The 24,139-nt window shown below is 71.5% G+C and carries 22 protein-coding genes; 9 read left to right on the forward strand and 13 right to left on the reverse strand.

Annotated elements, in window-relative coordinates; all coding sequences use genetic code 11:
• A partial coding sequence (locus ACIQRW_RS16705; protein WP_403760330.1) for a heavy metal translocating P-type ATPase occupies positions 1 to 828 on the forward strand: 828 nt, incomplete at its 5' end.
• Positions 829 to 1,283: 455 nt separating this feature from the next.
• On the opposite strand, the gene ACIQRW_RS16710 is transcribed toward ACIQRW_RS16705, so the two are convergent.
• The 3 genes from ACIQRW_RS16710 to ACIQRW_RS16720 all read right to left on the reverse strand — a co-directional run bounded on the left by ACIQRW_RS16710 (position 1,284) and on the right by ACIQRW_RS16720 (position 5,696).
• Entirely contained in the window at positions 1,284 to 2,582 is a 1,299-nt protein-coding gene (locus tag ACIQRW_RS16710; RefSeq protein WP_164257273.1) for a citrate synthase, read from the reverse strand.
• A 214-nt stretch (positions 2,583 to 2,796) separates the two neighbouring features.
• Positions 2,797 to 5,022, reverse strand: a complete 2,226-nt coding sequence (locus ACIQRW_RS16715; RefSeq protein WP_403760333.1) for an ATP-dependent RecD-like DNA helicase — start codon at positions 5,020 to 5,022, stop codon at positions 2,797 to 2,799.
• 107 nt (positions 5,023 to 5,129) lie between these two features.
• The gene (locus ACIQRW_RS16720) at positions 5,130 to 5,696 is read right to left on the reverse strand and encodes a MarR family winged helix-turn-helix transcriptional regulator (RefSeq protein WP_403760336.1); all 567 of its coding nucleotides are present in this window, start codon (positions 5,694 to 5,696) and stop codon (positions 5,130 to 5,132) included.
• Positions 5,697 to 5,850: 154 nt separating this feature from the next.
• On the opposite strand from ACIQRW_RS16720, the gene ACIQRW_RS16725 reads away from it, so the two are divergent.
• A complete protein-coding gene (locus tag ACIQRW_RS16725; protein ID WP_403760339.1) occupies positions 5,851 to 7,503 on the forward strand; it encodes an MFS transporter in 1,653 nt (550 codons plus the stop codon).
• Positions 7,504 to 7,548: 45 nt separating this feature from the next.
• A complete protein-coding gene (locus tag ACIQRW_RS16730; protein ID WP_403760341.1) occupies positions 7,549 to 8,070 on the forward strand; it encodes a DUF6584 family protein in 522 nt (173 codons plus the stop codon).
• A gap of 136 nt (positions 8,071 to 8,206) precedes the next feature.
• Here ACIQRW_RS16730 and ACIQRW_RS16735 read toward each other — a convergent pair whose 3' ends face one another.
• Positions 8,207 to 8,770, reverse strand: a complete 564-nt coding sequence (locus ACIQRW_RS16735) for a CGNR zinc finger domain-containing protein (protein WP_403760344.1) — start codon at positions 8,768 to 8,770, stop codon at positions 8,207 to 8,209.
• 148 nt (positions 8,771 to 8,918) lie between these two features.
• Between ACIQRW_RS16735 and ACIQRW_RS16740 the strand changes: the two genes are divergently transcribed.
• Complete coding sequence (locus ACIQRW_RS16740; protein WP_403760346.1) at positions 8,919 to 10,091, forward strand: epoxide hydrolase; 1,173 nt, start codon at positions 8,919 to 8,921, stop codon at positions 10,089 to 10,091.
• Positions 10,092 to 10,122: 31 nt separating this feature from the next.
• On the opposite strand, the gene ACIQRW_RS16745 is transcribed toward ACIQRW_RS16740, so the two are convergent.
• Both ACIQRW_RS16745 and ACIQRW_RS16750 read right to left on the reverse strand, forming a co-directional pair.
• Complete coding sequence (locus ACIQRW_RS16745) at positions 10,123 to 10,485, reverse strand: hypothetical protein (RefSeq protein ID WP_403761032.1); 363 nt, start codon at positions 10,483 to 10,485, stop codon at positions 10,123 to 10,125.
• A 2-nt stretch (positions 10,486 to 10,487) separates the two neighbouring features.
• Positions 10,488 to 10,811 carry a hypothetical protein gene (locus ACIQRW_RS16750; RefSeq protein ID WP_403760348.1) on the reverse strand — a complete coding sequence of 108 codons (324 nt, stop codon included), beginning with the start codon at positions 10,809 to 10,811 and terminating at the stop codon, positions 10,488 to 10,490.
• Between the two features lie 143 nt (positions 10,812 to 10,954).
• Here ACIQRW_RS16750 and ACIQRW_RS16755 point away from each other — a divergent pair, with 143 nt between their 5' ends.
• Positions 10,955 to 11,794 carry a Scr1 family TA system antitoxin-like transcriptional regulator gene (locus ACIQRW_RS16755; protein WP_403760351.1) on the forward strand — a complete coding sequence of 280 codons (840 nt, stop codon included), beginning with the start codon at positions 10,955 to 10,957 and terminating at the stop codon, positions 11,792 to 11,794.
• Positions 11,766 to 11,990, forward strand: coding sequence for a DUF397 domain-containing protein (locus tag ACIQRW_RS16760; RefSeq protein ID WP_403760353.1), 225 nt, complete (start codon positions 11,766 to 11,768; stop codon positions 11,988 to 11,990). Before ACIQRW_RS16755 ends, ACIQRW_RS16760 begins: the two co-directional genes overlap by 29 nt.
• A 426-nt stretch (positions 11,991 to 12,416) precedes the next feature.
• Here the strand turns inward: ACIQRW_RS16760 and ACIQRW_RS16765 are convergent, their stop codons facing one another.
• Together ACIQRW_RS16765 and ACIQRW_RS16770 are read right to left on the reverse strand one after the other, a co-directional pair.
• Positions 12,417 to 13,064, reverse strand: coding sequence for a peptidoglycan recognition family protein (locus ACIQRW_RS16765; protein ID WP_403760355.1), 648 nt, complete (start codon positions 13,062 to 13,064; stop codon positions 12,417 to 12,419).
• Positions 13,065 to 13,181: 117 nt separating this feature from the next.
• Positions 13,182 to 14,063, reverse strand: coding sequence for a lysozyme (locus ACIQRW_RS16770; RefSeq protein WP_403760357.1), 882 nt, complete (start codon positions 14,061 to 14,063; stop codon positions 13,182 to 13,184).
• 290 nt (positions 14,064 to 14,353) lie between these two features.
• On the opposite strand from ACIQRW_RS16770, the gene ACIQRW_RS16775 reads away from it, so the two are divergent.
• Positions 14,354 to 15,061, forward strand: coding sequence for a bleomycin resistance protein (locus ACIQRW_RS16775; protein ID WP_403760360.1), 708 nt, complete (start codon positions 14,354 to 14,356; stop codon positions 15,059 to 15,061).
• A 52-nt stretch (positions 15,062 to 15,113) separates the two neighbouring features.
• Here ACIQRW_RS16775 and ACIQRW_RS16780 read toward each other — a convergent pair whose 3' ends face one another.
• The 4 genes from ACIQRW_RS16780 to ACIQRW_RS16795 all read right to left on the reverse strand — a co-directional run bounded on the left by ACIQRW_RS16780 (position 15,114) and on the right by ACIQRW_RS16795 (position 18,870).
• A complete protein-coding gene (locus ACIQRW_RS16780; RefSeq protein WP_403760363.1) occupies positions 15,114 to 15,380 on the reverse strand; it encodes a hypothetical protein in 267 nt (88 codons plus the stop codon).
• Between the two features lie 316 nt (positions 15,381 to 15,696).
• Complete coding sequence (locus ACIQRW_RS16785) at positions 15,697 to 16,533, reverse strand: sugar phosphate isomerase/epimerase family protein (RefSeq protein ID WP_403760366.1); 837 nt, start codon at positions 16,531 to 16,533, stop codon at positions 15,697 to 15,699.
• Positions 16,530 to 17,678 (reverse strand): dihydrodipicolinate synthase family protein, encoded by a 1,149-nt coding sequence (locus ACIQRW_RS16790; protein WP_403760368.1) that lies wholly within the window; start codon positions 17,676 to 17,678, stop codon positions 16,530 to 16,532. The genes ACIQRW_RS16785 and ACIQRW_RS16790 overlap by 4 nt, the downstream gene beginning before the upstream one ends.
• Before the next feature lie 40 nt (positions 17,679 to 17,718).
• Positions 17,719 to 18,870, reverse strand: coding sequence for a Gfo/Idh/MocA family protein (locus ACIQRW_RS16795; RefSeq protein ID WP_403760372.1), 1,152 nt, complete (start codon positions 18,868 to 18,870; stop codon positions 17,719 to 17,721).
• Positions 18,871 to 18,979: 109 nt separating this feature from the next.
• Between ACIQRW_RS16795 and ACIQRW_RS16800 the strand changes: the two genes are divergently transcribed.
• Positions 18,980 to 20,080 carry a LacI family DNA-binding transcriptional regulator gene (locus ACIQRW_RS16800; RefSeq protein ID WP_403760375.1) on the forward strand — a complete coding sequence of 367 codons (1,101 nt, stop codon included), beginning with the start codon at positions 18,980 to 18,982 and terminating at the stop codon, positions 20,078 to 20,080.
• A gap of 249 nt (positions 20,081 to 20,329) precedes the next feature.
• Here ACIQRW_RS16800 and ACIQRW_RS16805 read toward each other — a convergent pair whose 3' ends face one another.
• Positions 20,330 to 20,680: a hypothetical protein gene (locus ACIQRW_RS16805; RefSeq protein ID WP_403760378.1), complete on the reverse strand. Its 351-nt coding sequence runs from the start codon at positions 20,678 to 20,680 to the stop codon at positions 20,330 to 20,332.
• Positions 20,681 to 20,832: 152 nt separating this feature from the next.
• Between ACIQRW_RS16805 and ACIQRW_RS16810 the strand changes: the two genes are divergently transcribed.
• Positions 20,833 to 24,117, forward strand: a complete 3,285-nt coding sequence (locus ACIQRW_RS16810) for a type 2 lanthipeptide synthetase LanM family protein (protein WP_403760381.1) — start codon at positions 20,833 to 20,835, stop codon at positions 24,115 to 24,117.
• Positions 24,118 to 24,139 lie beyond the last annotated feature (22 nt).

The following is a 24,139-nucleotide window of genomic DNA, read 5'->3' on the forward strand; positions in this document are numbered from 1 at the left end:
ACCACCGGCCCCCTCCCCACCCCCGAGGACTTCCAGAACATCCCCGGACTCGGCGTCCAGGGCATCGTCGAGGGCCACGCCGTCCTCGTCGGGCGGCCCCGTCTCCTCGCCGACGCGGCGATCCCCCTCCCGCCCGCGCTGGTGGGCGCCCTGGCGGAGGCCGAGGAGCTCGGCCGTACGGCGGTCGTCGTGGCCTGGGACGGGGAGGCCCGAGGCGTGTTCGGGGTGGCGGACGCGGTCAAGGACAGCAGTGCGGCGGCCGTGAGCGAGCTGCGCGCCCTGGGACTGAAGCCCGTGCTGCTGACCGGCGACAACCGGGCGGTGGCGGAGGCCGTGGCACACGAGGTGGGCATCGACGAGGTCCACGCGGAGGTGCTTCCCGAGGACAAGGTGAACGTCGTGAAGCGTCTTCAGGCCGAGGGCCGGGTCGTCGCCATGGTCGGCGACGGGGTCAACGACGCGGCCGCCCTCGCCACGGCGGACCTGGGGCTGGCGATGGGCACCGGGACGGATGCGGCGATCGAGGCGAGCGACCTCACGCTGGTTCGTGGAGATCTCAAGGTGACGGCTGACGCAATCCGCCTCTCCAGGCGTACGCTGGCCACCATCAGGGGCAACCTCTTCTGGGCCTTCGGGTACAACGTCGCGGCCTTGCCCCTGGCTGCAAGTGGCCTGCTCAACCCTATGATCGCGGGAGCCGCCATGGCGTTTTCGTCCGTGTTCGTCGTCACGAACAGCCTACGGTTGCGTGCCTTCACGCAACTTCCACAAAGAGATTTAGATCACACCGGTTTCAGGGTAACCATCCGGTGGGTTCGCGAGTCTTAGAGTGCGATGCCAGGGATGTCTTGGGGGACGTCCGATGGAGTGTCTTGGGGGACGCTCCTGTGGCAAGCGTTGGCCGGGGCACGTGCACCGGGGAGCTTTGAGCGGCCCTCCCGTGCGTACGTACCCCGGCGGACCGCAGCACAACAGAACAACGGGAGCTTCGGCTCCCTGCAGACGCCCGGCCGGATCCCGTGGGGGGAATCCGCTCCGGGATATGGGAAACGCCCCGACCGTCGACCCGTGGGGGGATCGGCGGCGGGGCGTTTCTCGCTTTCCAGCCCGCACAAGCCCCGTACACGCCCCGCATGAGCTCCCTCAAGCCCCGTACCCGCCCCGCTCAAGCCCCGCACAACGCCGAATCGCCCCGGACACCGCGCTCTGTGCGAAGCGCGGTACGCGGGGCGAAGGCAGTCGGCCGAAGAGGCCGGGCACTACAGGGGGTTGTGAGGTCCGGGTCAGCGGCCCTCGACCGGGACGAAGTCGCGCAGGACCTCGCCGGTGTAGATCTGGCGCGGGCGGCCGATGCGGGAACCCGGCTCCTTGATCATCTCGTGCCACTGGGCGATCCAGCCGGGAAGCCGGCCGAGCGCGAAGAGCACGGTGAACATCTCGGTCGGGAAGCCCATGGCCCGGTAGATCAGACCGGTGTAGAAGTCCACGTTGGGGTAGAGGTTGCGCGAGACGAAGTAGTCGTCGGAGAGCGCGTGCTCCTCCAGCTTGAGCGCGATGTCGAGCAGCTCGTCGGACTTGCCGAGCGCGGACAGCACGTCGTGCGCGGCAGCCTTGATGATCTTGGCGCGCGGGTCGAAGGACTTGTACACCCGGTGGCCGAAGCCCATCAGGCGGACGCCGTCCTCCTTGTTCTTCACCTTGCGGATGAAGGAGTCGACGTCGCCGCCGTTGGCCTGGATGCCTTCCAGCATCTCCAGGACCGACTGGTTGGCGCCACCGTGCAGAGGGCCCCACAGCGCCGAGATACCGGCGGAGATCGAGGCGAACATGTTCGCCTGCGAGGAGCCGACCAGACGCACGGTGGAGGTCGAACAGTTCTGCTCGTGGTCCGCGTGCAGGATGAGCAGCTTGTCCAGGGCCGAGACGACGACCGGGTCCAGCTCGTACTCCTGGGCGGGGACCGAGAAGGTCATGCGCAGGAAGTTCTCGACGTACCCGAGGTCGTTGCGCGGGTAGACGAAGGGGTGCCCGATCGACTTCTTGTAGGCGTACGCCGCGATCGTCGGAAGCTTCGCCAGGAGGCGGATCGTCGAGAGGTGACGCTGCTGCTCGTCGAACGGGTTGTGGCTGTCCTGGTAGAACGTGGACAGCGCGCTGACCACCGAGGACAGCATGGCCATCGGGTGGGCGTCGCGCGGGAAGCCGTCGAAGAACCGCTTGACGTCCTCGTGCAGCAGCGTGTGCTGGGTGATCTCGTTCTTGAAGGTCGCCAGCTCATCGACCCTCGGCAGATCGCCGTTGATCAGCGTGTACGCGACCTCGAGGAACGACGAGCGCTCGGCGAGCTGCTCGATCGGGTATCCGCGGTAGCGCAGAATGCCCTGCTCACCGTCGAGGTACGTGATGGCGGATTTATAGGCGGCGGTGTTGCCGTATCCGCTGTCCAGCGTCACCAGGCCGGTATTGGCCCGGAGCTTCCCGATATCGAAGCCCTTGTCGCCGACGGTGCTGTCGATCACCGGGTAGGTGTACTCGTCATCGCCGTACCGCAGTACTACAGCGTTGTTGGTGTGCTCGCTCACGTCATCCCTCACCGACGTAGTGCCTCTTCTTCGAGGTGCCCTGACTGTCTTCCACCCTCCCCCATTCGGCTCAGGAGAGTGCACTCGGGGTCGTCCATTGGACTCATTGGCGGCACTGAGTGCCGCCAACTTACTCATCCTGCCCCCTTGACTGCGGTTCCGGAAGACCTCCGTGATGTTTCCCACCGATTTGATCGATCATTTTTTCCACGGCTCACGCGAAGTCTTCTCCGGAGCCGCCCCGGAGCCGGAAATCCAGCGCCGTACAGCGTCTGCCTGCGGAAACCGTGCGGACCGCCTGGCCGATCGCCTTACGGGACCCGACCAGGACCACCAGCTTCTTGGCCCTCGTCACGGCCGTGTAGAGCAGGTTGCGCTGGAGCATCATCCAAGCACTGGTGGTGACGGGGATGACGACGGCCGGATACTCACTGCCCTGGGAGCGGTGGATGGTCATGGCGTACGCGTGGGCCAGCTCGTCCAGCTCGTCGAAGTCGTACCCGATCTCCTCGTCCTCGTCGGTGTGGACGGTGAGCTTCTGTTCGTCCGGGTCAAGACCGGTGACGACGCCGACCGTGCCGTTGAAGACGCCGTTCTCGCCCTTGTCGTAGTTGTTTCGGATCTGGGTGACCTTGTCGCCGACCCGGAAGACCCGGCCGCCGAACCGCTTCTCGGGGAGGTCGGGGCGGGCCGGGGTGATGGCCTGCTGGAGCAGCCCGTTCAGATTCCCCGCACCCGCCGGGCCCCGGTGCATCGGGGCGAGAACCTGCACGTCACGGCGGGGGTCGAGGCCGAATTTGGCCGGAATACGGCGGGCCGCCACATCGACGGCGAGCTTGCCCGCGTCCTCCGTCTCGTCCTCCACGAAGAGGAAGAAGTCGCTCAGCCCCTCCGTGAGCGGCGGCTGCCCGGCGTTGATCCGGTGGGCGTTGGTCACGACGCCGGACTGCTGGGCCTGGCGGAAGATCCGGGTGAGCCGGACGGCGGGGACCGGGCCGCCCTCCGCGAGCAGATCGCCCAGCACCTCCCCCGCGCCGACCGAGGGCAGCTGGTCGACGTCGCCCACGAGGAGGAGGTGGGCACCGGGTGCCACCGCCTTCACGAGCTTGTTGGCGAGCAGCAGATCGAGCATCGACGCCTCGTCCACGACGACCAGATCCGCGTCCAGCGGGCGGTCCCGGTCGTAGGCCGCGTCCCCGCCCGGCTTCAGCTCCAGGAGCCGGTGCACGGTGGACGCCTCGGCCCCGGTCAGCTCGGCGAGCCGCTTGGCGGCCCGGCCGGTGGGCGCGGCCAGCACGACCTTCGCCCGCTTGGCCCGGGCCAGCTCGACGATGGACCGTACGGTGAACGACTTCCCGCAGCCGGGGCCGCCGGTCAGCACGGCCACCTTCCGGCTGAGCGCGAGCCGTACGGCCTGTTCCTGCTCGGGCGCGAGGGTGGCCCCCGTACGGGTGGCGAGCCAGGCCAGGGCCTTGTCCCAGTCCACGTCCCTGAAGGCCGGCATGCGGTCCTCGCCGGTCTTCAGCAGACGGCGGACCTGCCCGGCGAGGGACAGCTCGGCCCGGTGGAAGGGGACGAGGTAGACAGCGGTGATCGGTTCGCCGCCCTCGGGGGACGGCACCTTCTCCCGTACGACGCCCTCCGGATCGGCGGCGAGCTCGGCCAGGCACTCGATGACCAGCCCGGTGTCGACCTGGAGCAGCTTGACGCCGTCCGCGATGAGCCGCTCCTCGGGGAGGTAGCAGTGCCCCTGGTCGGAGGACTGGGACAGGGCGTACTGGAGGCCGGCCTTGACCCGCTCGGGGCTGTCGTGCGGGATGCCGACGGCCTGGGCGATCCGGTCGGCGGTGAGGAAGCCGATGCCCCAGACGTCGGCGGCCAGCCGGTAGGGCTGGTTCTTCACGACGGAGATCGAGGCGTCCTCGTACTTCTTGTAGATGCGGACGGCGATGGAGGTGGAGACCTCGACGCTCTGGAGGAAGACCATGACCTCCTTGATCGCCTTCTGCTCCTCCCAGGCGGTCGCGATCATCTTCGTGCGTTTGGGGCCGAGGCCGGGGACCTCGACGAGGCGCTTCGGTTCCTGCTCGATGATGTCGAGGGTGTCGACGCCGAAGTGGGTGGTGATCCGGTCGGCCATCACCGGCCCGATCCCCTTGATCAGCCCGGAGCCGAGATAGCGGCGGATGCCCTGGATGGTGGCGGGCAGCACGGTGGTGTAGTTCTCCACGGTGAACTGCTTGCCGTACTGCGCGTGTGAGCCCCAACGGCCCTCCATCCGCAGCGATTCGCCGACCTGCGCGCCCAGCAGCGCGCCGACGACGGTGAGGAGGTCCCCGGCTCCGCGTCCGGTGTCGACGCGGGCGACCGTGTACCCGTTCTCCTCGTTGGCGTAGGTGATCCGCTCCAGGACACCTTCGAGGACGGCCATGTTGGACATGGCCCGACGCTACCGGGTGCCACTGACAGGGCGGTTCGCGGCCCGGGGGCCCGTCACGGGATGCCGGGCCGTCACGGGATGCGAGGCCGTCACGGGATGCGGGCCGGTCACGGGGTGCGGGGGCCGTCACGGGGTGCGGGGCCCGGGCCGCCGTCCCGGTACTCGTTGGCCAGCAGGGTGTCCATGGTCGAACGCAGGCCGCCGAGGAACTGCTCGAACCGCTGGATCTCCTGCGGGGAGTAGGCGGCCATCGTCTCGGCCATCCGCTCGGAGTACGGGCCGAAGAACGCGATGGCCCTCGGCCGGATGTCGGGGCTGCTGCGCAGGGTCACCACCCGGCGGTCGGTGCTCTCGCGGGTGCGGACGATGTGTCCCGCCTGTTCGAGCCGCTTGAGGAGGATGGCGGTCGCGCCGGAGGAGAGCGAGACGCGCTCACTGAGCCGGGCCGGTGACAGGGGCACGCCCTGGTCCTCCGCGTAGAGGATCTCGACCAGGGCGGCGGCGTCGGTGGAGTGCAGCCCGAGCCAGGCTGCGAAACGGCGGGTGAACTCGGTGTAGTTGGCCCCGAAGGCGCGCAGGCCGTCCATCACCCGGTCGACCCGCGGCGCCTCGTGGCCGGCCGCGCCGTTCCCGTCCACCGCGACGTTCCCGTCGGCTCCGTGCCCGTTCGGCATTGGCGCTGCCCCGCTCTCTTCCGGTTCCGGTTCCGCCGCGGGCCCTCCGGCCGCGTCTCCCACCGCCTGCTTTGACAACCTACCCCGTCGCATTTACCTTTACCGCAAAGGTATCTTTCTTTGCGGTAAAGCTAATTTGGGGAGTCGATGCACTGTGCCCGAACCAGCGGAAATCCCTCCCACAGCACGTCAGTGGCTCGGCCTCGTCGCCGTGGCGCTCGGCGTGGCCCTGATCGTCGTCGATCTGACGATCGTCAACGTGATCCTCGCGCCGATCATCGAGGACCTCTCCATCGGCTCGTCGGAGGCCCAGTGGATCCAGGAGTCCTACGCGATCACGCTCGCGGCGCTCCTGCTGGTCACCGGACGCCTCAGCGACCTGTACGGCGCACGCCGGATCTTCCTGCTGGGCCTCGCCGTCTTCGGCGTGACGAGCCTGCTGGCCGCGCTGGCCCCCGGCGGCGGTCTGCTGATCCTCGCCCGGTTCGTCCAGGGCGTCGGCGGAGCGATGATGCTGCCCACCTCGCTGGCCCTGTTGAACGCCACGTTCACGGGACGGGCGCGCGGCCAGGCGTTCGCCGTGTGGGGTTCGACCATCGGAGCGGCGGCGGCCGTGGGTCCGCTGTTGGGCGGCCGGCTCGCCGACATCTCCTGGCGGTGGGCCTTCGGCATCAACATCCCGCTGGTCGCCCTCATCGTCGTGGGGGTGCTCAGGTACCTGGACGCGTCGCCCCGCACCCGGGGCCGCATCGACGGCGTCGGCGCGGTGCTGTCGGCGGTGGGCCTGGGTCTCCTCTCCTTCGTCCTGATCGAGGGACGTACGTACGGCTGGCTGCTGACGACGAAGCCGCTGGAGATCGGAGGCCTCTCCTGGTCCGGCGGGCTCTCGCCGGTGTTCGTCGCCCTGCTCCTGTCCGCCCTGGCGCTGGGGGTGTTCTGGCGCAGGCAGGCCGGGCTGAGCCGGGCGGGCGACGAGCCGCTGATGGACGTGGAGTTGCTCTCCATCCGCTCGTTCCGCAACGGCAACTTCGTCACGCTGATGGTCGGCCTCGGGGAGTTCGGCATCATCGCGGTGCTGCCGCTCTGGCTCCAGTTCGCCCTCGGCTACAGCGCGTTCGAGGCGGGTCTCGCCCTCGTCGCCCTGGCCGCGGGCAGCTTCGCCGCCTCCGGGGCGAGCTTCCCGATGGCCGCGACGGTGCCCGCGCTCGCGCAGGTCCGGATCGGCCTGGGCCTGGAGGCCGCCGGGCTGACGCTGCTGGCCCTGATCGCGTCCACGGACAACTCCTGGTGGCTCATCGCCCTCGCCCTGTTCGTGTACGGGATCGGCGTCGGCTTCGCCACGGCACAGGTCACCAACATCGTCCTCGTGGATGTACCGGAACGGAGCGGAGGTCAGGCCTCGGGCATCCAGAGCGCGGCCCGCGAGCTCGGGTCGGCCCTCGGCATCGCCCTCCTGACCACGCTGTTCTTCAGCACCCTGGCCTCCGGAATGACCGACCGGCTCACCCGGGACGGAGTCCCGGCGGACGAAGCGGAACGGCTCGGGGGCGTGGTGACGGACAGCGCGGGATCGGTGATCGAGACCCTCGCCGCGGAGCCGCGCACGGCATCGGCGGCTCAGGCGGCCCGCGAGGCGATGGCGGTCGGCGTGCAGGTCTCCGGATACGTCTGCGCGGCGCTGCTGCTCCTGGCGCTGGCGGCGACGCTGTTCATGTCGCCGAGGACACCGAGGAAGCCGAGGAAGCCGAGGGCGATGGGCCCTTCGGTCCCGAAGGCACCGCACGAACCGGTGCGGCGACCGGGGTGAACAACTCGGTCGTCGGCGCCGCTCGCCCGGCCCCATGATGACCCCATGCCCCTGAACATCACCCTGGCCCGCGTGGACGCGGACCTCGCCGCCGGCCGGATACCGGTGGCGAGGCAGCGTCTGCGCGGACTGGTCTCCTCCTACCCGCACGCACCGGCTCCCCGTCGTCGCCTGGCCGCCGTCTACCGCCTGTACGGCGACGCCGCCGAAGCCGGCCGCTGGATGTACCTGGAGGAGGACCGCACCCCCGAGGAGACGACCGCTTTCGAGAAGCGGTACGCCGATCCCGTACGCCGGATGCAGGCCGTCGCCTGGCGCGATCCGGAAGCGTCGGAGGAGGTTCCGGCCTTCGCCGCCCAGCAGTTGACGGCCCTGCGCACCGCGGCGTCGGACGAGATCGGCTGCCCGCTGGACTGGGACGGCCTCCCGGCCGGGCGGCGGAAGCCCGGCTCCCGCGAGGACGGGACCACGACCGTCGGGGAGGGCGCGGCGGCCGTGGGCTGCGCGATCGCGGTGATCGCGTTCCTGGCGATCTGGGTGAACGGGCTGATCGATCTCTTCGACTGACCCTTCGCGCCGCTGTCACACTCCACCCCGCCGCCCCCTACCGCGGTAGCACCCCCGCGTTGGCACCCGGGTCGCAGGGCGGGCGGCGGTAACCCTCTCGCGCGGACGCCCGCCCTGCTGGGGGGGAGGTCGGCTCTCAGCTGGGGGTCTCGCGCCGGCCGGCGTTGAAGCGCGCCTTCTTCTGGCGATTTCCGCAGGTGTTCATGTCGCACCATTTACGCGTACGGCTCTGGCTGGTGTCGAAGAAGGCGGCCCGGCAGGTCGGGGAAGCGCACAGGGCCAGTTTTCCGTCCCGTTCGCCCGAGATGACGTCGACCGCGTCGGCGGCGACCACGCTGAGGGCGTCCTCCACGGAGGACGAGTCGAGCTGCCATCGCCGCTCTCCCCCGGGGGTCAGGACCGCCGCGGCCCGCCCCGCGATGCTGCGGTCGTCGATGACCTGGACCGCGGCGGCGGGAAGAGGCTCGTGCAGCGCGGCGGCTGTCGCGGCGGCGTGGATCGACTCCCTCAGCTCCCGGGCGTGGTCGAGCTGGGCAGGGGTGCAGGCGTCCACAGCGAGGCCGTACACGGCCAGCCAGTCGATGAGCCGCTGCGGAACGGGGATGCGCTCCACGGCGTCGCCGAACCGCTCCGACAAGGTCCCGGTGAAGCTCGTTGCCAACACGCTGCCGAGGCGGAAGTCAGGAAAGCCATCACGCATGGAACCAGCTTAGCCGGTTGCGCCCCGCGCGCGGGAGCTGTTAGAACCGTCTTAGCCGGTTCACGATGAGTCGGCGTCGGTTCGGTGGCGGATCAGCACGGGTTCGCGATGGATCGACGCCGGTCCCCCGCCTTGGCCAGGAGGCCCCATGCCGCGCCCGATCAGCGACGTCCACGCCCACGAGACCCACGCGACCGACGCCGACCTCGACGATCTGCGGGCGCGACTGGCCGCGGCGCGACTGCCGGAGGCCGAGACCGTCCAGGGCGCCCCGCCCGGCCCCCGCCGATGGGACCAGGGCGTTCCGCTAGCCGACCTCGTCGATGTCGTGGCGTACTGGCGCACCGGGTACGACTGGCGGTCGTTCGAGGAGCGCCTCAACCGCATGGGCCAGTTCCGCACGACCATCGACGGCCTGGGCATCCACTTCGTGCACCGCCGGTCCGCACGCGCGGACGCCACTCCCCTGCTCCTGACGCACGGCTGGCCGGGCAGCGTCGTCGAATTCCTCCACGTCATGGATGAGTTGGCGGATCCGGAGGACGCTGAAGCGCCGGCGTTCCATGTCGTGGCCCCGTCGCTGCCGGGCTTCGGATTCAGCGACAAGCCGACCACCACCGGGTGGGGCACCGAGAAGATCGCGGCCGCGTGGGTGGAGCTGATGGGAAGGCTCGGCTACCACACCTTCCTGGCCCATGGCGGCGACTGGGGCGGCAACATCACCACGGTTCTGGGCGGCAGGTTCCCCGATCACGTGCTCGGCGTCCACTCCACGTTCGCGGAGGCCCCGCCCGGCCTGACCACGGACGGCCTGACGGAGACCGAGCGCAGGTGGACCGAGGAAACCCACCGTTTCTGGCACCACCGCGCGGCCTACGCCAAGCAGCAGGCGACCCGGCCGCAGACCACCGGCTACGCGCTCGTCGACTCACCGGTCGGACTGCTCGCCTGGATCCTCGACAAGTTCGCCGAGTGGTCGGACACCGAGGACAGCCCGTTCGAGACGATCTCCCGGGACCGCCTGCTCGACAACGTCACCCTGTACTGGCTGACGCGGACGGGTGCGTCGGCGGCGCGCATCTACTACGAGAGCCACAATTCGCTGGACCCCGAACTCCGGGTCGACGTCCCGTCGGCGATCACCATGTATCCGCGCGACATCGACAAGACACCGCGCCCTTGGGCCCAGGAGCGGTACCGGAACATCGTTCGGTGGCGGTCGCCCGAGTCCGGAGGACATTTCCCGTCGCTGGAGATGCCCGAACTCTTCGTCGCCGATCTGCGGGAGGGCCTCGCGGCGGTGCTGGCCGCCCGTCGGTGAGCGGCAGGGAGGCCGCCCACGACGGGCCGTCTCACGGAAGGTGCTCGCCCTCTTCACCTCCCCCCGTACGCGGTTCGGACCGGTCCGGCAGGAGCGCGTCGAGCCGAGAGCCACGGCTCTCCGCGACGCGCACGATCTGGTGCAGCGACTCGGTCAGCCTGCCCGCGAGAAAACGGACCTGTGGTCCGGTGGACCCGTCGTCGGCCAACAGATCGGCCGCATGCCCGAGGAGTTCGTCCGCCATGTCGAGCTGGATGCTCTCCACGTCGTCGGCCATCCGTGAGACGTGGCCGGTGCCGTCCCCGACGACGTAACAGGACTTTCCGCCCGTGCCGGTCCACGGCAGCAGCCGCATCGCGGGGGCGGCGGCCCGGTCGGTGTGTTCGCTGCTCATCCTCATGCCGCGCCCCCGCTCAGCCGGCCGAGGTGCACTCCGCGAGCGGCGATCAGCAGCGCCCCGCCCCGGATACGCCGCCGCCTTGTCTCGGCCGCCCGCTCCTCGGCCACACGTCGCTCGTGCGCCACGAAGTAGGGGCGCACGAGCGGACTGTCCTCGCCGCGCGGAGGACGCTCGCCGGTGCGGTAGACGGTGGGCCCGCCGACGTAGGCACAGGAGTAGAGGTGAACGTAGGCGTATGCGTCCAGGGGGTGACGTAGGCGCGGTGCGGGGGTCAGGAAGCGCAGTGCCGGCTTCAGTAGCCGGGCAAGGGAGTGCTTCATGGGGCCTGCTTTCTCGGGGGGCTTCGCAGTACGAGGGCCGCTTCTTTCTGTAGCGAACCCATCACAGAGTGAGGTCGGGAGTCGCTACGCTTCCAGGGGGTCGGGCATGACAGCACACCGGTCAGGTCGAGGAGTTGGGGCGAATGAAGGCGAACGGCAAGCCGCCTACGGCGCGGGAGAAGTACGGCAACGAGTTGCGGCTGCGCCGCCTTGCCGCCGGGCTGACGCAGGAGGCGCTGGCCGAGCAGGTCGTCTGTTCACCGACTCTCATCAGTCACTGGGAGGCGGGGCGGCGACTCCCGAGCCCGGACGACGCGCGGCGGATCGACCGGGCACTGGGGACGGACGGATTCTTCGAGCGGTGGCTGGAGAATCGGGACCCGGCAATTCCTTACTACTTCGCGACAGTTGCGGAGCTGGAGCGAGAAGCCACGGAGATCCGTCACTACGGCGGTGCGCTCATTCCCGGGCTGCTCCAGACGAAGGCATATGCGCGGGCCGTGTTCGAGGCCTATCGCCCGAACTACTGCGCGGAGGAACTTGACGAGTTGGTTGTCAGCCGCACCAAGCGTGGCCAGCTCCTCGACAAGTCCTCGAAACCGGAGACTTGGGTCCTACTGGACGAGGGCGCCCTCCGGCGCCGCGTCGGTGGGTCAGAGGTGATGGCGGAGCAACTGCACAAAGTAGCCGACATGGCCGACTCCGGACGTCTGCGCCTGCATGTGCTGACCCTCGCATCCGGAGCCCATTCACTGATGGAGAGCATGGTCTATCTGTTGTCCTTCGCCGACGCGGCTCCTGTGGCCTGGGTTGAGGGCCTGCGCACCGGTCGCCTGCTGGACGATCCTGCGATGGTTGCGGCCTGCCACACCTCCTACACTCTCGCCCTGAGTGACGCGGCCCCACGGGAAGTGTCGGTGGCGCTCGTCAGAAGCATCGCGAAGGAGCACGAACATGCACAGCACCGAGCCGGCGATCGCTGACCGCATCGCCCCGTCCGCGTGGCGCAAGTCCAGCTATAGCGGCGGTGCCAACGCAGACTGCCTTGAGGTCGCGCACGGCCACACCACCGTCCCCGTCCGCGACAGCAAGGCGGCCGACGGTCCGGCCGTCGCCTTCTCCTCCGCCAGTTGGTCCTCCTTCGTCACCGCGATCAGGGGTGGCGAGTTCCCCTCCTGAAGGACGGAGCCCCCTGGCACACTGGCCCCCGGACGACGGGGGGGCGGATGGCCGCGAGGCTGCTGGACGCGGCGGCCGACCATCCGGATGCCGTACGGGCGCGAGAGCTGTCGGCTGCTGCACGGGTGTTGACCCACGACGTACTGGACAGAGTGGACGGGGAAGCAGGCACCACCCTCCCCGCCCGACCGGGCGAGCCCGAAGTGCAGGACGCCCCTCCTCAGGCGAAGAGCGCAACGGTGAACACGACAGCTCAGCCGGGATCGGCACTTGAGCAGCTGGTGGAGATGTATCTCCCGGACTACGAGCGGCGGCTTCGTCGACACGTCGGATCTGCATGTGAAGCTGCAAGATCTGCCGTGGGGAGCCTTGGGTGGTCGCCGTCGGCCGTGGTCCGTCGGTCCGCGCCACCGCGGCGCGGATCGCTCAGCCCATGCTCGCCGCGACCTCGCTGCGCAGTTGCGGCAGCTTGTCGTGGAGTACGCCCGGGCAGAGGGTGTCGCCGAAGTCCTTGTGTCCGTAGATGCGGCTCGGCGCGATGCCGTACTGGGCGCAGGTGTACGCGCAGAGCGCCACCAGGACCTCCCACTGGGCACGCGGCGGCTGGGCGCCGTCGTGGTACGCGCCCTCGTTGGCGATCCCGATGCCCGCTCCGTTCTGGCCGGAGGTGTGCGCTCCCAGGACGAAGTCCTTGCCGGCCCGCAGCGTGGTGAGGCTCTGGTGGCGGCCCTCGGTGATCCAGCCGCCCCGGCTGACGAGGAAGTGGTAGCCGGTGTCGGTCCAGCCGTTCTTGTCCATGTGCAGGTCCTGGACCCAGTGGGCGTGGCTGTGGGCCTGGGCGCGGGAGACGTCGGAGGTGTTGGCGCTGACCGTGTGGTGGACGACGATCATGGTCGGCCGCTTCCCCACCAGAGCGATCCCACCCTGCGGGGGACGGGCGTTCCACCGGGACGTGCTGTCGATGTCCGGTTCGACGGCGTCGAGGGCATGGGCCGTGCCGGGTAAGGCGACCGCCGCCAGGCCGCCGGCACCGGCGAGCAGGACGTGGCGGCGGGACGGCTGCGGAAGGTTCACGGCGGGCTCCTGGCGTGTGCGGGCAGTAACAGTGACAACGGCGGTGACTGCGGCGGGTGGCGGCCGTACGGCCGGGTGAGCCGCTGCACTCACCCGGCCGTCGCGAGGGCGGGGCGGCTACGCCGTGTTGTTGGCGAGGGCCTGGAGCCGGGCGAAGCTGCCGTTGAACTTGTTGCGGTCCACGTCGCCGGAGACCCCGGCGACCCGGCCGGTGGCCGTGTACTGCCAGATGGTCCAGGTGGGGAAGCCGCTGGGGATGTTCGGGCTGCTGGTTCCCCAATGGGCCACCCAGAGGGGCGACTTGGTGGCCATCCCGGTCCAGTTGCCGGTGCAGGTGTTCCACCAGCTGGCCGTCGTGTAGATGACGACGTCACGGGTGGTGCGCGCCTTGTACGTGTTGTAGAAGTCGTTGATCCACGTGCGCATCTGGGTCGTGGAGAGGCCGTAGCACATGGCGCCGTACGGGTTGTGCTCGATGTCCAGCACCCCGGGGAGGGTCTTGCCGTCCTTGGACCATCCTCCGCCGTTGCCCGCGAAGTAGCCCGCCTGCGTCGCCCCGTTGGAGACGTCGGGGCGGGCGAAGTGGTAGGCGCCCCGGATCAGGCCGGCGTTGTAGGAACCGGTGTAGTTCGCGCTGAAGCGGCTGTCCTTGAAGGACGTGCCCTCGGTGGCCTTCATGTAGGCGAAGTCGATGCCCGCGGCCTTCACGGAGCCCCAGTTGATGGCCCCCTGCCAGTGGGACACGTCGATGCCCTGGACGCCGCTGGTGTCCATCGGCGTCACGCCGCCCGCCGCCGCGGACGCCGGGCCCTGCTCGATGCGGGTCCCCGCCCCCATCCACGCCTGTCCGGACCGGACCGGCTCATCGGGTGCGGGCGGCGCGGCGGCGGCCGTGCCTGTGGCGGTCAGGATCAGCGCCGCGGCGCTGCCGAGAGCTCCTGCCAGCAGAGCCCCTCTGGATCTCTTGAGTCGGCGGGACGGAGAACGGTACGCGGGCATAGCCACCTCCGGGCACGTTGACGGGAAGAGATCCATGGCATCCGATTACCGGACGCCATGGACATGACATGAGTAACGCACGAGCGGAGGGAGGCGTAAAGAGGCCGTGCGGTCTAGACCTGTGTCGCCCCGCCCCACCTGCGAAAACGCGTCGGAGCGGCGAGAACTTTCACTCCTGAAGGTCCCCGGCACCCGATCCCGCCCCACGGGCGCACCAGGAAGCGCGGGGGCGGCGGCCGGTCACGGAACACCGCTTGCCCTCAGTACTCAAATTTGACTACGCTGCTCGCATGACCGAGACGACCATCCCGATGCTGCCCTGCCGTACCTCGCTGATCGAGACCACCGTCGACTTCTACACCGCCCTGGGTTTCGAGACGACGTCCCTCCAGAAGAGCCCGTACGCGTACGCCGTCGTCGCGCGGGGATCGGTCGAGCTCCAGCTGTACGGCATGAAGGAGTACGACCCGGCGTCCTCCCACTCCGGGTGCTACGTCCTCACCGATGACGTGGACAGCCTGCACGCGGCGTTCCGGGCGGGCCTCAAGAAGGCCTACGGGCGCGTCCCGGCGCGGGGGTTGCCGCGTATCGGTCCGCTGAAGGACATGTCGTACGGGGTGCGGCAGTTCCTGGTGACCGACCCGACCGGGAACACGGTCCGGATCGGGCAGCCGATCAGCGAGGACCAGAACCACCGGCCCGCACCGAAGGAGACCTTCGCCCGCGCCCTGCACATGGCGGACCTCTTCGCGGACTCCAAGCAGGATCTGCCGGGCGCGGCGAAGATCATCGACCGGGCGCTCGGGCTGACGGACGAGTACCCGACTCCGGTGCAGAGGCTGCGGCTCCTCGTCCTGCGCGGGGACATCGCGCAGCGGATGGGAGACGTGGAGCGGGCGGCGGCACTGTTGGAGGAGGCCGCTGCGGTCCAACTCGACGCCGAGGAACGGCAGGCGGCCTCCGACGCCCTGTCCAGGCTCGCGGACCTGCGGAGCTGATGGCCGGCCGCCCGAGTGGGGCCGACAGGCGGACGGCGTCAGGCGGACGGCGTCAGGCGGACGGCGTCAGCTTCTGCGCCGTACTGCAGTGACTGGTCCGCGCGTGCCTCCACAACTGCGTGACCGTCAGGGCGAACAGGGCCGCGAACGCGACCAGCAGCATGGCCACGATCACCGCCTGCCGTCCGCCTGAGCCCTGCTCCGCCTGGAGAACCAGGCCCAGCAGGGAGAGCACCACCCCTCCGAGGTACACGGAACGGATGCGCCGGAGCTGCCGCACAGCGCGAGGGGCGAGGGCTACACGCTTCATGAGGGCCATGCCCGCCGATTACCCCGAGGCGGCCCGCTCAGTCGCGGTCACGCCGCTCACCTCGGTGGATCTTCGCCCGTCGGCCCTTCGGCCGACGCGCGGACGGGGTCGGCCGACGGCACGGCGGCGGAACGGCAGAGTGGCCCCGGACAGCGGAATGGGGCCCGGCCTTACGGCCGGACCCCCCTCGCTTTCCCCTCCCGTCGGGCCTTCCCGTTCCCCCCGGACCCCTCCCCGGAAGTCCCGACGCCATGTGTGACACGGGAGGGTACGCAAAGGTTGCATCCCTTTACGATCTCTTTACCCGAGGCCCGGCGCGGGGCTCTCAGCAGGCGTGTTGCACATAGCGCTCCGCGACTTCCGCCAGGGCCTCCGCCCCGTCGCGGGCCCACAGCGCCTCGTTGAAGATCTCCACCTCGATCGGGCCGTCGAAGCCGGCCGCCTCCACGTGGCGGCGGAACGCGCGGAAGTCCACGCTTCCGTCGCCCAGTTGACCCCGGCCCAGCAGGACGCCCGCCGGGAGCGGGGTGATCCAGTCGGCCAACTGGAAGGAGTGGATGCGGCCGCCCGCACCCGCTCGGGCGATCTCGGCCGGGGCCCGGTCGTCCCACCAGAGGTGGTACGTGTCGACGACCACGCCGACCTGCTCGGCCGGGAAGCGTTCCGCGATGTCCAGGGCCTGGCCGAGCGTGGAGACGACACAGCGGTCGGAGGCGTACATCGGGTGCAGCGGCTCGATCGCCAGGCGTACGCCGCGCGTCGCCGCGTACGGGGCCAGTTCCGCCAGCGCGTCGGCGACCCGCTCCCGGGCCCCGTGCAGATCGCGGCTGCCGGGCGGGAGGCCGCCGGAGACCAGGACCAGGGTGTCGGTGGACAGGGCCGCCGCCTCGTCGATCGCCGCCCGGTTGTCGTCCAGGGCGCGGGCGCGTGCCGCCGGGTCGAGTGCGGTGAAGAAGCCGCCCCGGCAGAGGCTGGTGACGGTGAGCCCGGCATCCGCCAGGAGCCTGGCCGCACGCTCGACGCCGTACGCCTGCACCGGGGCCCGCCATAGGCCCACCATGCCGATGCCCGCCTTGACGCAGCCCTCGGTCAGCTCGGGCAACGACCACTGCTTGATGGTCTCCTGGTTGAGCGAGAGGCGGGAGAGGTGGTCGTCGCTCATCGTGCGCCTCCGTGGACCGTGAGCAGGGAGCGCATCCGGTGTTCGGCCAGGTCCGGGTCCGGGAACAGGCCCAGGCCGTCGGCGAGTTCGTACGCCTTCGCCAGATGCGGGAGCGAGCGCGCCGACTGGAGTCCGCCCACCATCGTGAAGTGGTCCTGGTGGCCGGAGAGCCAGGCCAGGAACACCACACCCGTCTTGTAGAAGCGGGTCGGCGGCCGGAAGAGGTGGCGGGAGAGCTCGACCGTGGGGTCCAGGAGGGCCCGGAAGCCGTCCACGTCTCCCGTGTCCAGCACCCGTACCGCGTGCGCCGCCAGCGGTCCCAGCGGGTCGAAGATGCCCAACAGGGCGTGGCTGAAGCCGCGTTCGTCGCCCGCGATGAGTTCCGGGTAGTTGAAGTCGTCGCCCGTGTAGCAGCGCACCCCGCCCGGGAGGCGGCGGCGTACGTCGATCTCGCGGGCCGCGTCCAGGAGGGAGATCTTGATCCCGTCGACCTTGTCGGGGTGTTCGGCGATGACCTTGAGGAAGGTGTCCGTGGCCTCGTCGAGGTCGGCGCTGCCCCAGTAGCCCTCCAGGGCCGGGTCGAACATCGGGCCCAGCCAGTGCAGGATCACCGGCTCCGACGCCTGGCGCAGGAGATGGGCGTAGGTGGCGAGGTAGTCCTCCGGGCCCCGCGCGGCGCGGACCAGCGCGCGGGAGGCCATGAGGATCGGCTGGACGCCGTTCTCCTCGGCCAGGGCCAGTTGCTCCTCGTACGCCGCCGTGACCTCGGCCAGGGTGGGCGTCCCGCCGGCGGGCAGTTGGTCGGAGCCCACGCCGCAGGCGATCCTGCCGCCCACCGCCTTCGCCTCGGCGGCCGAGCGGCGGATCAGTTCGGCGGCGCCCGCCCAGTCCAGGCCCATGCCGCGCTGCGCGGTGTCCATGGCCTCCGCGACGCCCAGGCCGTGCGCCCACAGGTGGCGGCGGAAGGCGAGTGTGGACTCCCAGTCGACGGCGGCCGGGTCGTCCGGGCTGATGTCCGCGTACGGGTCCGCGACCACGTGCGCCGCCGAGAAGACCGTACGGGAGGTGGGGGCCGCCGCTCCCGGAGCGAGGTCGAGCGGTGTGGCGCGGGGCGTGTAGGGGCCCTGCGGGAGGTGGATCGTCATGTCAGCGGCCTCCGGCGGCGCCGCGAGGCGGGCGCGCGGGTCACAGGGTCAGCTCCGGGATGTCGAAGCGGCGGCCCTCGGCGGACGACTTCAGTCCCAGCTCGGCCAGTTGGACGCCCCGGGCGCCGGCCAGCAGGTCCCAGGTGTACGGCTCGTCCAGGGCCACATGGCGCAGGAACAGCTCCCACTGCGCCTTGAAGCCGTTGTCGAACTCCTGGTTGTCCGGGATCTCCTGCCACTGGTCGCGGAAGGACTCGGTGACCGGGAGGTCCGGGTTCCAGACCGGCTTGGGGGTCGACGAGCGGTGCTGGACACGGCAGTTGCGCAGGCCCGCGACGGCGGATCCGTGGGTGCCGTCGACCTGGAACTCGACCAGCTCGTCGCGGTTGACCCGGACCGTCCAGGAGGAGTTGATCTGCGCGACGGCCCCGCCCGCCAGTTGGAAGATGCCGTACGCGGCGTCGTCGGCGGTCGCCTCGTACGGCTTGCCCTGCTCGTCCCAGCGGCGGGGAACGTGCGTCTGCACATGGGCCGTTACGGAGGTGACCTGGCCGAAGAGCTCGTGGAGCACGTACTCCCAGTGCGGGAACATGTCGACGACGATGCCGCCGCCGTCCTCCGCGCGGTAGTTCCACGAGGGGCGCTGGGCCTCCTGCCAGTCGCCCTCGAAGACCCAGTAGCCGAACTCCCCGCGCACGGAGAGGATCTCGCCGAAGAAGCCGCCGTCGATCAGGCGCTTCAGCTTCAGCAGGCCCGGCAGGAAGATCTTGTCCTGGACGACACCGTGCTTGATGCCCGCGTCACGGGCGAGCCGGGCCAGGTCGAGGGCCCCCTCGACGTCCGTGGCGGTCGGCTTCTCGGTGTAGACGTGCTTGCCCGCCGCGATCGCCTTCTTGATCGCCTCCACCCGGGCCGAGGTGACCTGGGCGTCGAAGTAGATGTCGATCGTGTCGTCCGCGAGGACCGCGTCCAGGTCGGTCGACCACTCGGTCAGGCCGTGGCGCTCGGCGAGTTCCTCCAGGGCGTGGGCGCGACGGCCGACGAGCACGGGCTCGGGCCACAGCACCTGGCCGTCGCCGAGATCCAGGCCTCCCTGCTCGCGGATCGCGAGGATCGAGCGCACCAGGTGCTGCCGGTATCCCATCCGTCCCGTGACGCCGTTCATGGCGATCCGCACTGTCCTGCGTGTCACGAAGGTCCCTCCATACAGCCGTAGCAAGCGCTTTCTATCCGAGATGACGCTAGCCTGCCGACAGCGGCCGGACAAGAGGGGGCCGCACGTGATCTCACGGAGGACAGCGATGACAGTCACCCTGGCGGATGTGGCGGCCCGCGCCCGGGTGTCCCCGGCCACCGTCTCGCGTGTGCTGAACGGCAACTACCCGGTGGCGGCGTCGACCCGGGAGCGGGTCCTGCGCGCGGTGGACGACCTGGACTACGTGCTCAACGGGCCCGCGAGCTCGCTCGCCGCGGCCACCTCGGACCTGGTCGGCATCCTGGTCAACGACATCGCCGACCCGTTCTTCGGGATCATGGCGGGGGCGGCCCAGACGCAGATCGGCGGCCCCGGGGACGGGTCCGGACGGGCGGGCGGCGAGAAGCTGGCCGTCATCTGCAACACCGGCGGCTCCCCGGAGCGCGAACTCACCTATCTCACCCTCCTCCAGCGCCAGCGCGCCGCCGCCGTCGTCCTCACCGGCGGCGCGGTCGAGAACCCGGCCCACCAGGCGGCGATGTCCGCGAAGCTGGCGAAGCTCGCGGACGCGGGCACCCGGATCGTCTTCTGCGGGCGGCCCCCGCTGCCCGAGGGGGACGCCCTCGTCGCCGCGCTCGCGTTCGACAACCGGGGCGGCGGACGCCGGCTGGCCGAGCACCTCATCTCGCTCGGCCACCGCAGGATCGGCTACGTCGCCGGGCCCCCGGAGCGCACCACCACCCGGCACCGGCTGGAGGGCCACCGGGAGGCACTGCGCGCCGCCGGGCTGGACGCCGCCGGGGCCGGGGCCGACGAGGGCCGGAGCTCCGACGATCAGGAACTGCTCACCGTGCACGGCCCCTACGACCGGCGCTCCGGCTACGAGGCCACCCTCGAACTCCTGCGCAGGGCACCGGATGTGACAGCGATCGTGGCCGCCAACGACACCGTGGCGCTGGGCGCGTGCGCGGCCGTCCGGGACCAGGGGATGCGCATCCCCCAGGACATCTCGGTCGCGGGCTTCGACGACCTGCCGTTCTCGGTGGACGCGGTGCCGGCCCTCACGACGGTGCGGCTGCCGCTCTTCGAGGCGGGCGCCCGGGCCGGGCGACTGGCGATGGGCAAGGAGAACCCGCCGCCCGGCGGCATCGCGACCATCGCGGCCGAGCTGATGATCCGGGGGTCCACGGCGGCGCCGCGCGGGTGAGTCGGCGGGCCGGGGCCCACCGGGCCGGGGGCCTCGCGGGGCGGGGGCCTTGCGGGGCCCTCGGCTCGGCGCTCCTAGGGCCTGTCTGACAATTCCCGTCGTCGTCCGCAGGGCGGCCGCGCGGCGTCAGGTGCGCGCTCTCGGCGTGCCGGCCCCAGGCCCTCGTACTGGACGTACTTGGGTCTGGGGTCGGTGTGGCGAGAGTGCGTGCATGGCGTCGTGAGGCAGGCGGGAATTGTCAGACAGGCCCTAGCCCAGCAGTCCGAGCACCCGTCCCAGCGCGTCCGCGACGGGCTGGGCCACCGGGCCGACCGCGGTGGTGAGCTGCCCGAGCCGCGCCAGGGTGAGGCCGCGCCCGGTCATGGCCTCGCGGTCCAGGGCGAGCACGGGCAGGGTCTCTTCGACCGTGCGGGCCTGGTCCGGGGTGAGGTGGGCGGTGAGGTCGCGGAGGCGGGCCGTCAACTCCTGCACGGCTAAGCGGAGTTCCGGGTCCTGGGCGGCTCCGACGATGCCGTGGTTGATCCCGATCACCTGCTCTCCCCGCTGGTGAAGACGGGGCCGCAGCACCCCGGCTCCGCGCGGCAGGCGAGAAGTAGCCATTTCCTGAATCCGCCGCCGCCCGTGACCGGTGTCTGCGGGACCGGAGGGCGAAAGATGGGGGCGACTCCCCCATGCGCCCGCCCCCGCTCCCCCGCCACGATGGACGCGGGCGGCCCGACCGGGGCGGCTCGGGACCGGGGAGGTGCGGAGCGGTGGCGGAGAAGGATCTGATCGACAGAGGGACGACCCGTCGCCCCGCCCCCGCTGTTCCCTTCGAGTCCGTCGCTGCTGTTTCCGTCGCCGGAGAGCCGTGGTGGTTGCCCGGTGTCGTCGGGGGCGGCCCCTCCGGTGAACCCGGCTGGGCGGTCTTCGCCCGGGAGGCCGTCGCCTCGGCGCCGCGTGACGTGGTGGTCGCCGACCGGGCCTACCCCGGGCTCAGCGGCTTCGGGCCGGTCGTCGCACCGTTCGTCGAGGCGGCGGCACTGCGGCTCCGGGACGCACTCGCGACAGACGGCCCGGCGGTCGGCGGCGGCCCGGCGGTCAGCAGCCCGGCGGTCGGCGGCGGCCCGGCGGTCAGCAGCCCGGCGGTCGGCGGCGGCCCGGCGGTCGACAGCTCGGCGGTCAGCCGCCCGGCGTTCACCAGCTCGGTCAACGGCCCGGTGAACGGCAGAGCGGCCGGCCCGACGGCAGACAGCCCGGCGGCAGACGGCGCCTCGCCCCTTCTGGCGGACTTCCGGCGGCAGCTGACGCGTCGGCTGTCCCGGATCGCGGCGCGCACCCTCGTCACGGAACTGCACGAGGCCCGGCGGCTGGGCCGGCTGAGCGGCGAGGGGTCCGAGGAACGCTTCCGGGACTTCGTACGGCGGACCGCCCGCCGCGACGGCCTCGCCCTGCTCGTCAGCGGCTACCCCGTGCTGGCCCGCCTCCTCGCGACGGCCTGCCTGAACGCGGGGGACGCGTTCGCGGAGATGGCCGCGCGGCTCGCCGCCGACCGGCACCTGCTGGCCCCCTCGGGGGTGCTCGGCGACCGGGCCGGTTCCCCGGAGGGCGGGCGTGGCGGGGGCGCGGGGCCCGGGGCGCTCACCGGTGTCGAGGCCGGGGCGGGCGACAGCCATCGCGGCGGCCGGTCGGTGATGCTGCTGCGGTTCGCCGACGGCACCCGGCTGGTCTACAAGCCGCGTCCGCTGGCGGCACACCGGCACTTCAACGCCCTGGCCGAGTGGTTCGGTTCGCTGCCCGGCGCCCCGGAGCTGCGGGTGCTGCGGGTCCTGGACCGGGGGGAGTACGGCTGGGCCGAGTTCGTCGAGGAGCGGCCCTGCGCCTCGGCGGCGGAGACCCGGCAGTTCTACCGGCGCCAGGGTGCGCTGCTGGCGCTGCTGCACACACTGGACGGTACGGATCTGCACCACGAGAACCTGATCGCCTGCGGCCCGCACCCGGTGCTGGTCGATGTGGAGACGCTGTTCCACCCGCCGCTGGGACCCGCCCGGTCCGCCGATCCGGCCGCCCGGGCCCTGCACGACTCGGTCCACCGGGTGGGCCTGCTGCCCCAGTTGCTCGTCGGGGACACCACCGCGCTCGACATGTCCGCGATCGGCGGGGGCCGGGCCGCGTCGTCGCCGATCGAGACCGCCGACTGGGCGGAGGCCGGTACCGACCGCATGCGGCTGGTGCGGCGGGCGGGCCGGTTCACCGAGTCCGCCAACCGGCCCCGGCTGGGCGGAGTGGCGGCCGACCCCTCCGCGTACACCGAGGCCCTGTGCGGCGGCTTCCGCGCCGGATACACCGCGATCAGCGAGCATCGGGACGAACTCCTCGGCGGTGCAGGCATGTTGCGGCTCTTCGCGCGGGACGAGGTGCGCGTCGTGCCCCGGCCGACCTGGACGTACACGACGCTGCTGGACGAGTCGACCCACCCCGACCTGATGCGGGACGCCACCGAACGGCACCAGGTCCTCTCGCTGCTGCGCACCCCGCTCCTGGGCATGCCCGCGCTGCCCGGTGTGGAGGACGAGGAGGTCGCGGAGCTGTGGAGCGGTGACGTGCCGGTGTTCGGCACCCGCCCGGGAGGCACGGAGCTGTGGAGCGGCACCGGCCGTACGGTTCCGGGGCAGCCCGGCGGCGACCCCGTCGGCCCCACCGGGCTGGCGCGCGTCGAGGCGAAGGTGCGCGCGATGGACACCGTGGACCGCCAGGACCAGGAACGGATCATCCGGGCCGCCATGGTGAGCACCTCGCCCGAGCCGCCGCACCGGGCGGCGCCGGGCGGCCGGTCGCGGAGCGCGGCGACCGCACCGGAGCCCGAGCAACTGCTGTCCGCCGCACGGTCGGTGGGCGACCAGCTCGTCTCCCTCGCCTACCGGCACGAGCGCCGCACCAACTGGATCGGGCTCGAACTGCTCGGCGAGCGCTACTGGCGGCTCACACCGATGGCGGCGGACCTCGCGGGCGGTTACACGGGGCCCGCGCTCTTCCTGGCGCAACTGGCCGCGCTCACCGGCGCCTCCCGGTACGCGGAGGCGGCCCGTGAGGCGCTCACTCCGGTCCCGGGGCTGCTGGACGCGCTGCACGGACGGGCCGACGAACTCGGGTCCCTGGGCTCCGGCGCCTTCGCGGGCCTCGGCGGCATCGCGTACGCGCTGACCGAGGTGGGCACACTGCTGGGCGACCGGGAGGTGCTGGACCAGGCCGGTCCCGCCGTCCGGCTGAGCTGCGCGGCGAGCGCGGCCGAGGACGGTTACGGGGTGCGCGGCGGGGCGGCGGGCGGGCTCGTCTCGCTGCTCGCGGTGCACCGCGCCACCGGCCGCCCCGAGGCCTGGCGCGGCGCCGAGCGCTGCGCCGAGCGGATCGCCGCCGCCCCGCTCCCCGACGCCGGGGGTTTCGCCGACGGGGCGGCGGGGATCGGCTGGGCGCTGCTGCGCTTCGCCGGGGCCGGGGGCGACGCCCGCCACCGGAGCGCCGGACTGGAGGCCCTGCGCCGGGCGACGGCCGGAGCGAACCGCGTGACCACCGCCGGAGCGCCGCACGGAGCGGCCGGGCCGGTTATCGAAACGGCGGCCGAAACGGCGGCCGAAACCGCGGTCGGAGCGGCTGCCGGGCCGGCCTGGTGCGACGGGGTGGCCGGCATCGCGCTGGCGATCGCGGACAGCCCCGACGCGCTGGCGGACCCGGAGCTGTCCGGCTGGCTCGCGGCACGCTCCGGCGAGCTGGCGGGCATCGGTCCGCTCGCCGACGACAGCCTGTGCCACGGGGAGTCGGGGCTGCTCGAACTCCTCGGCCACAGCGCCCTGCCCGCAGCGCGGCCCGCGTGGATACGCCGGGCCGGGACGCTGCTGGCCTCGGCCGACCGGGCGGGCCCGCAGTGCGGTACGCCCGGCCGCGTACCGCACCCGGGGCTGCTCACCGGGCTCTCGGGGATCGGGCACGGGCTGCTGCGCGCCGGGTTCCCCGACCGGGTCGGGTCCGCGCTGCTCCTGCGCCCCTCCGGGGCCCCCTGACCGAACCACGGCTTTGACGACG

The sequence above is a fragment of the Streptomyces sp. NPDC091287 genome (genome assembly GCF_044768525.1).
GTDB lineage: Bacteria > Actinomycetota > Actinomycetes > Streptomycetales > Streptomycetaceae > Streptomyces.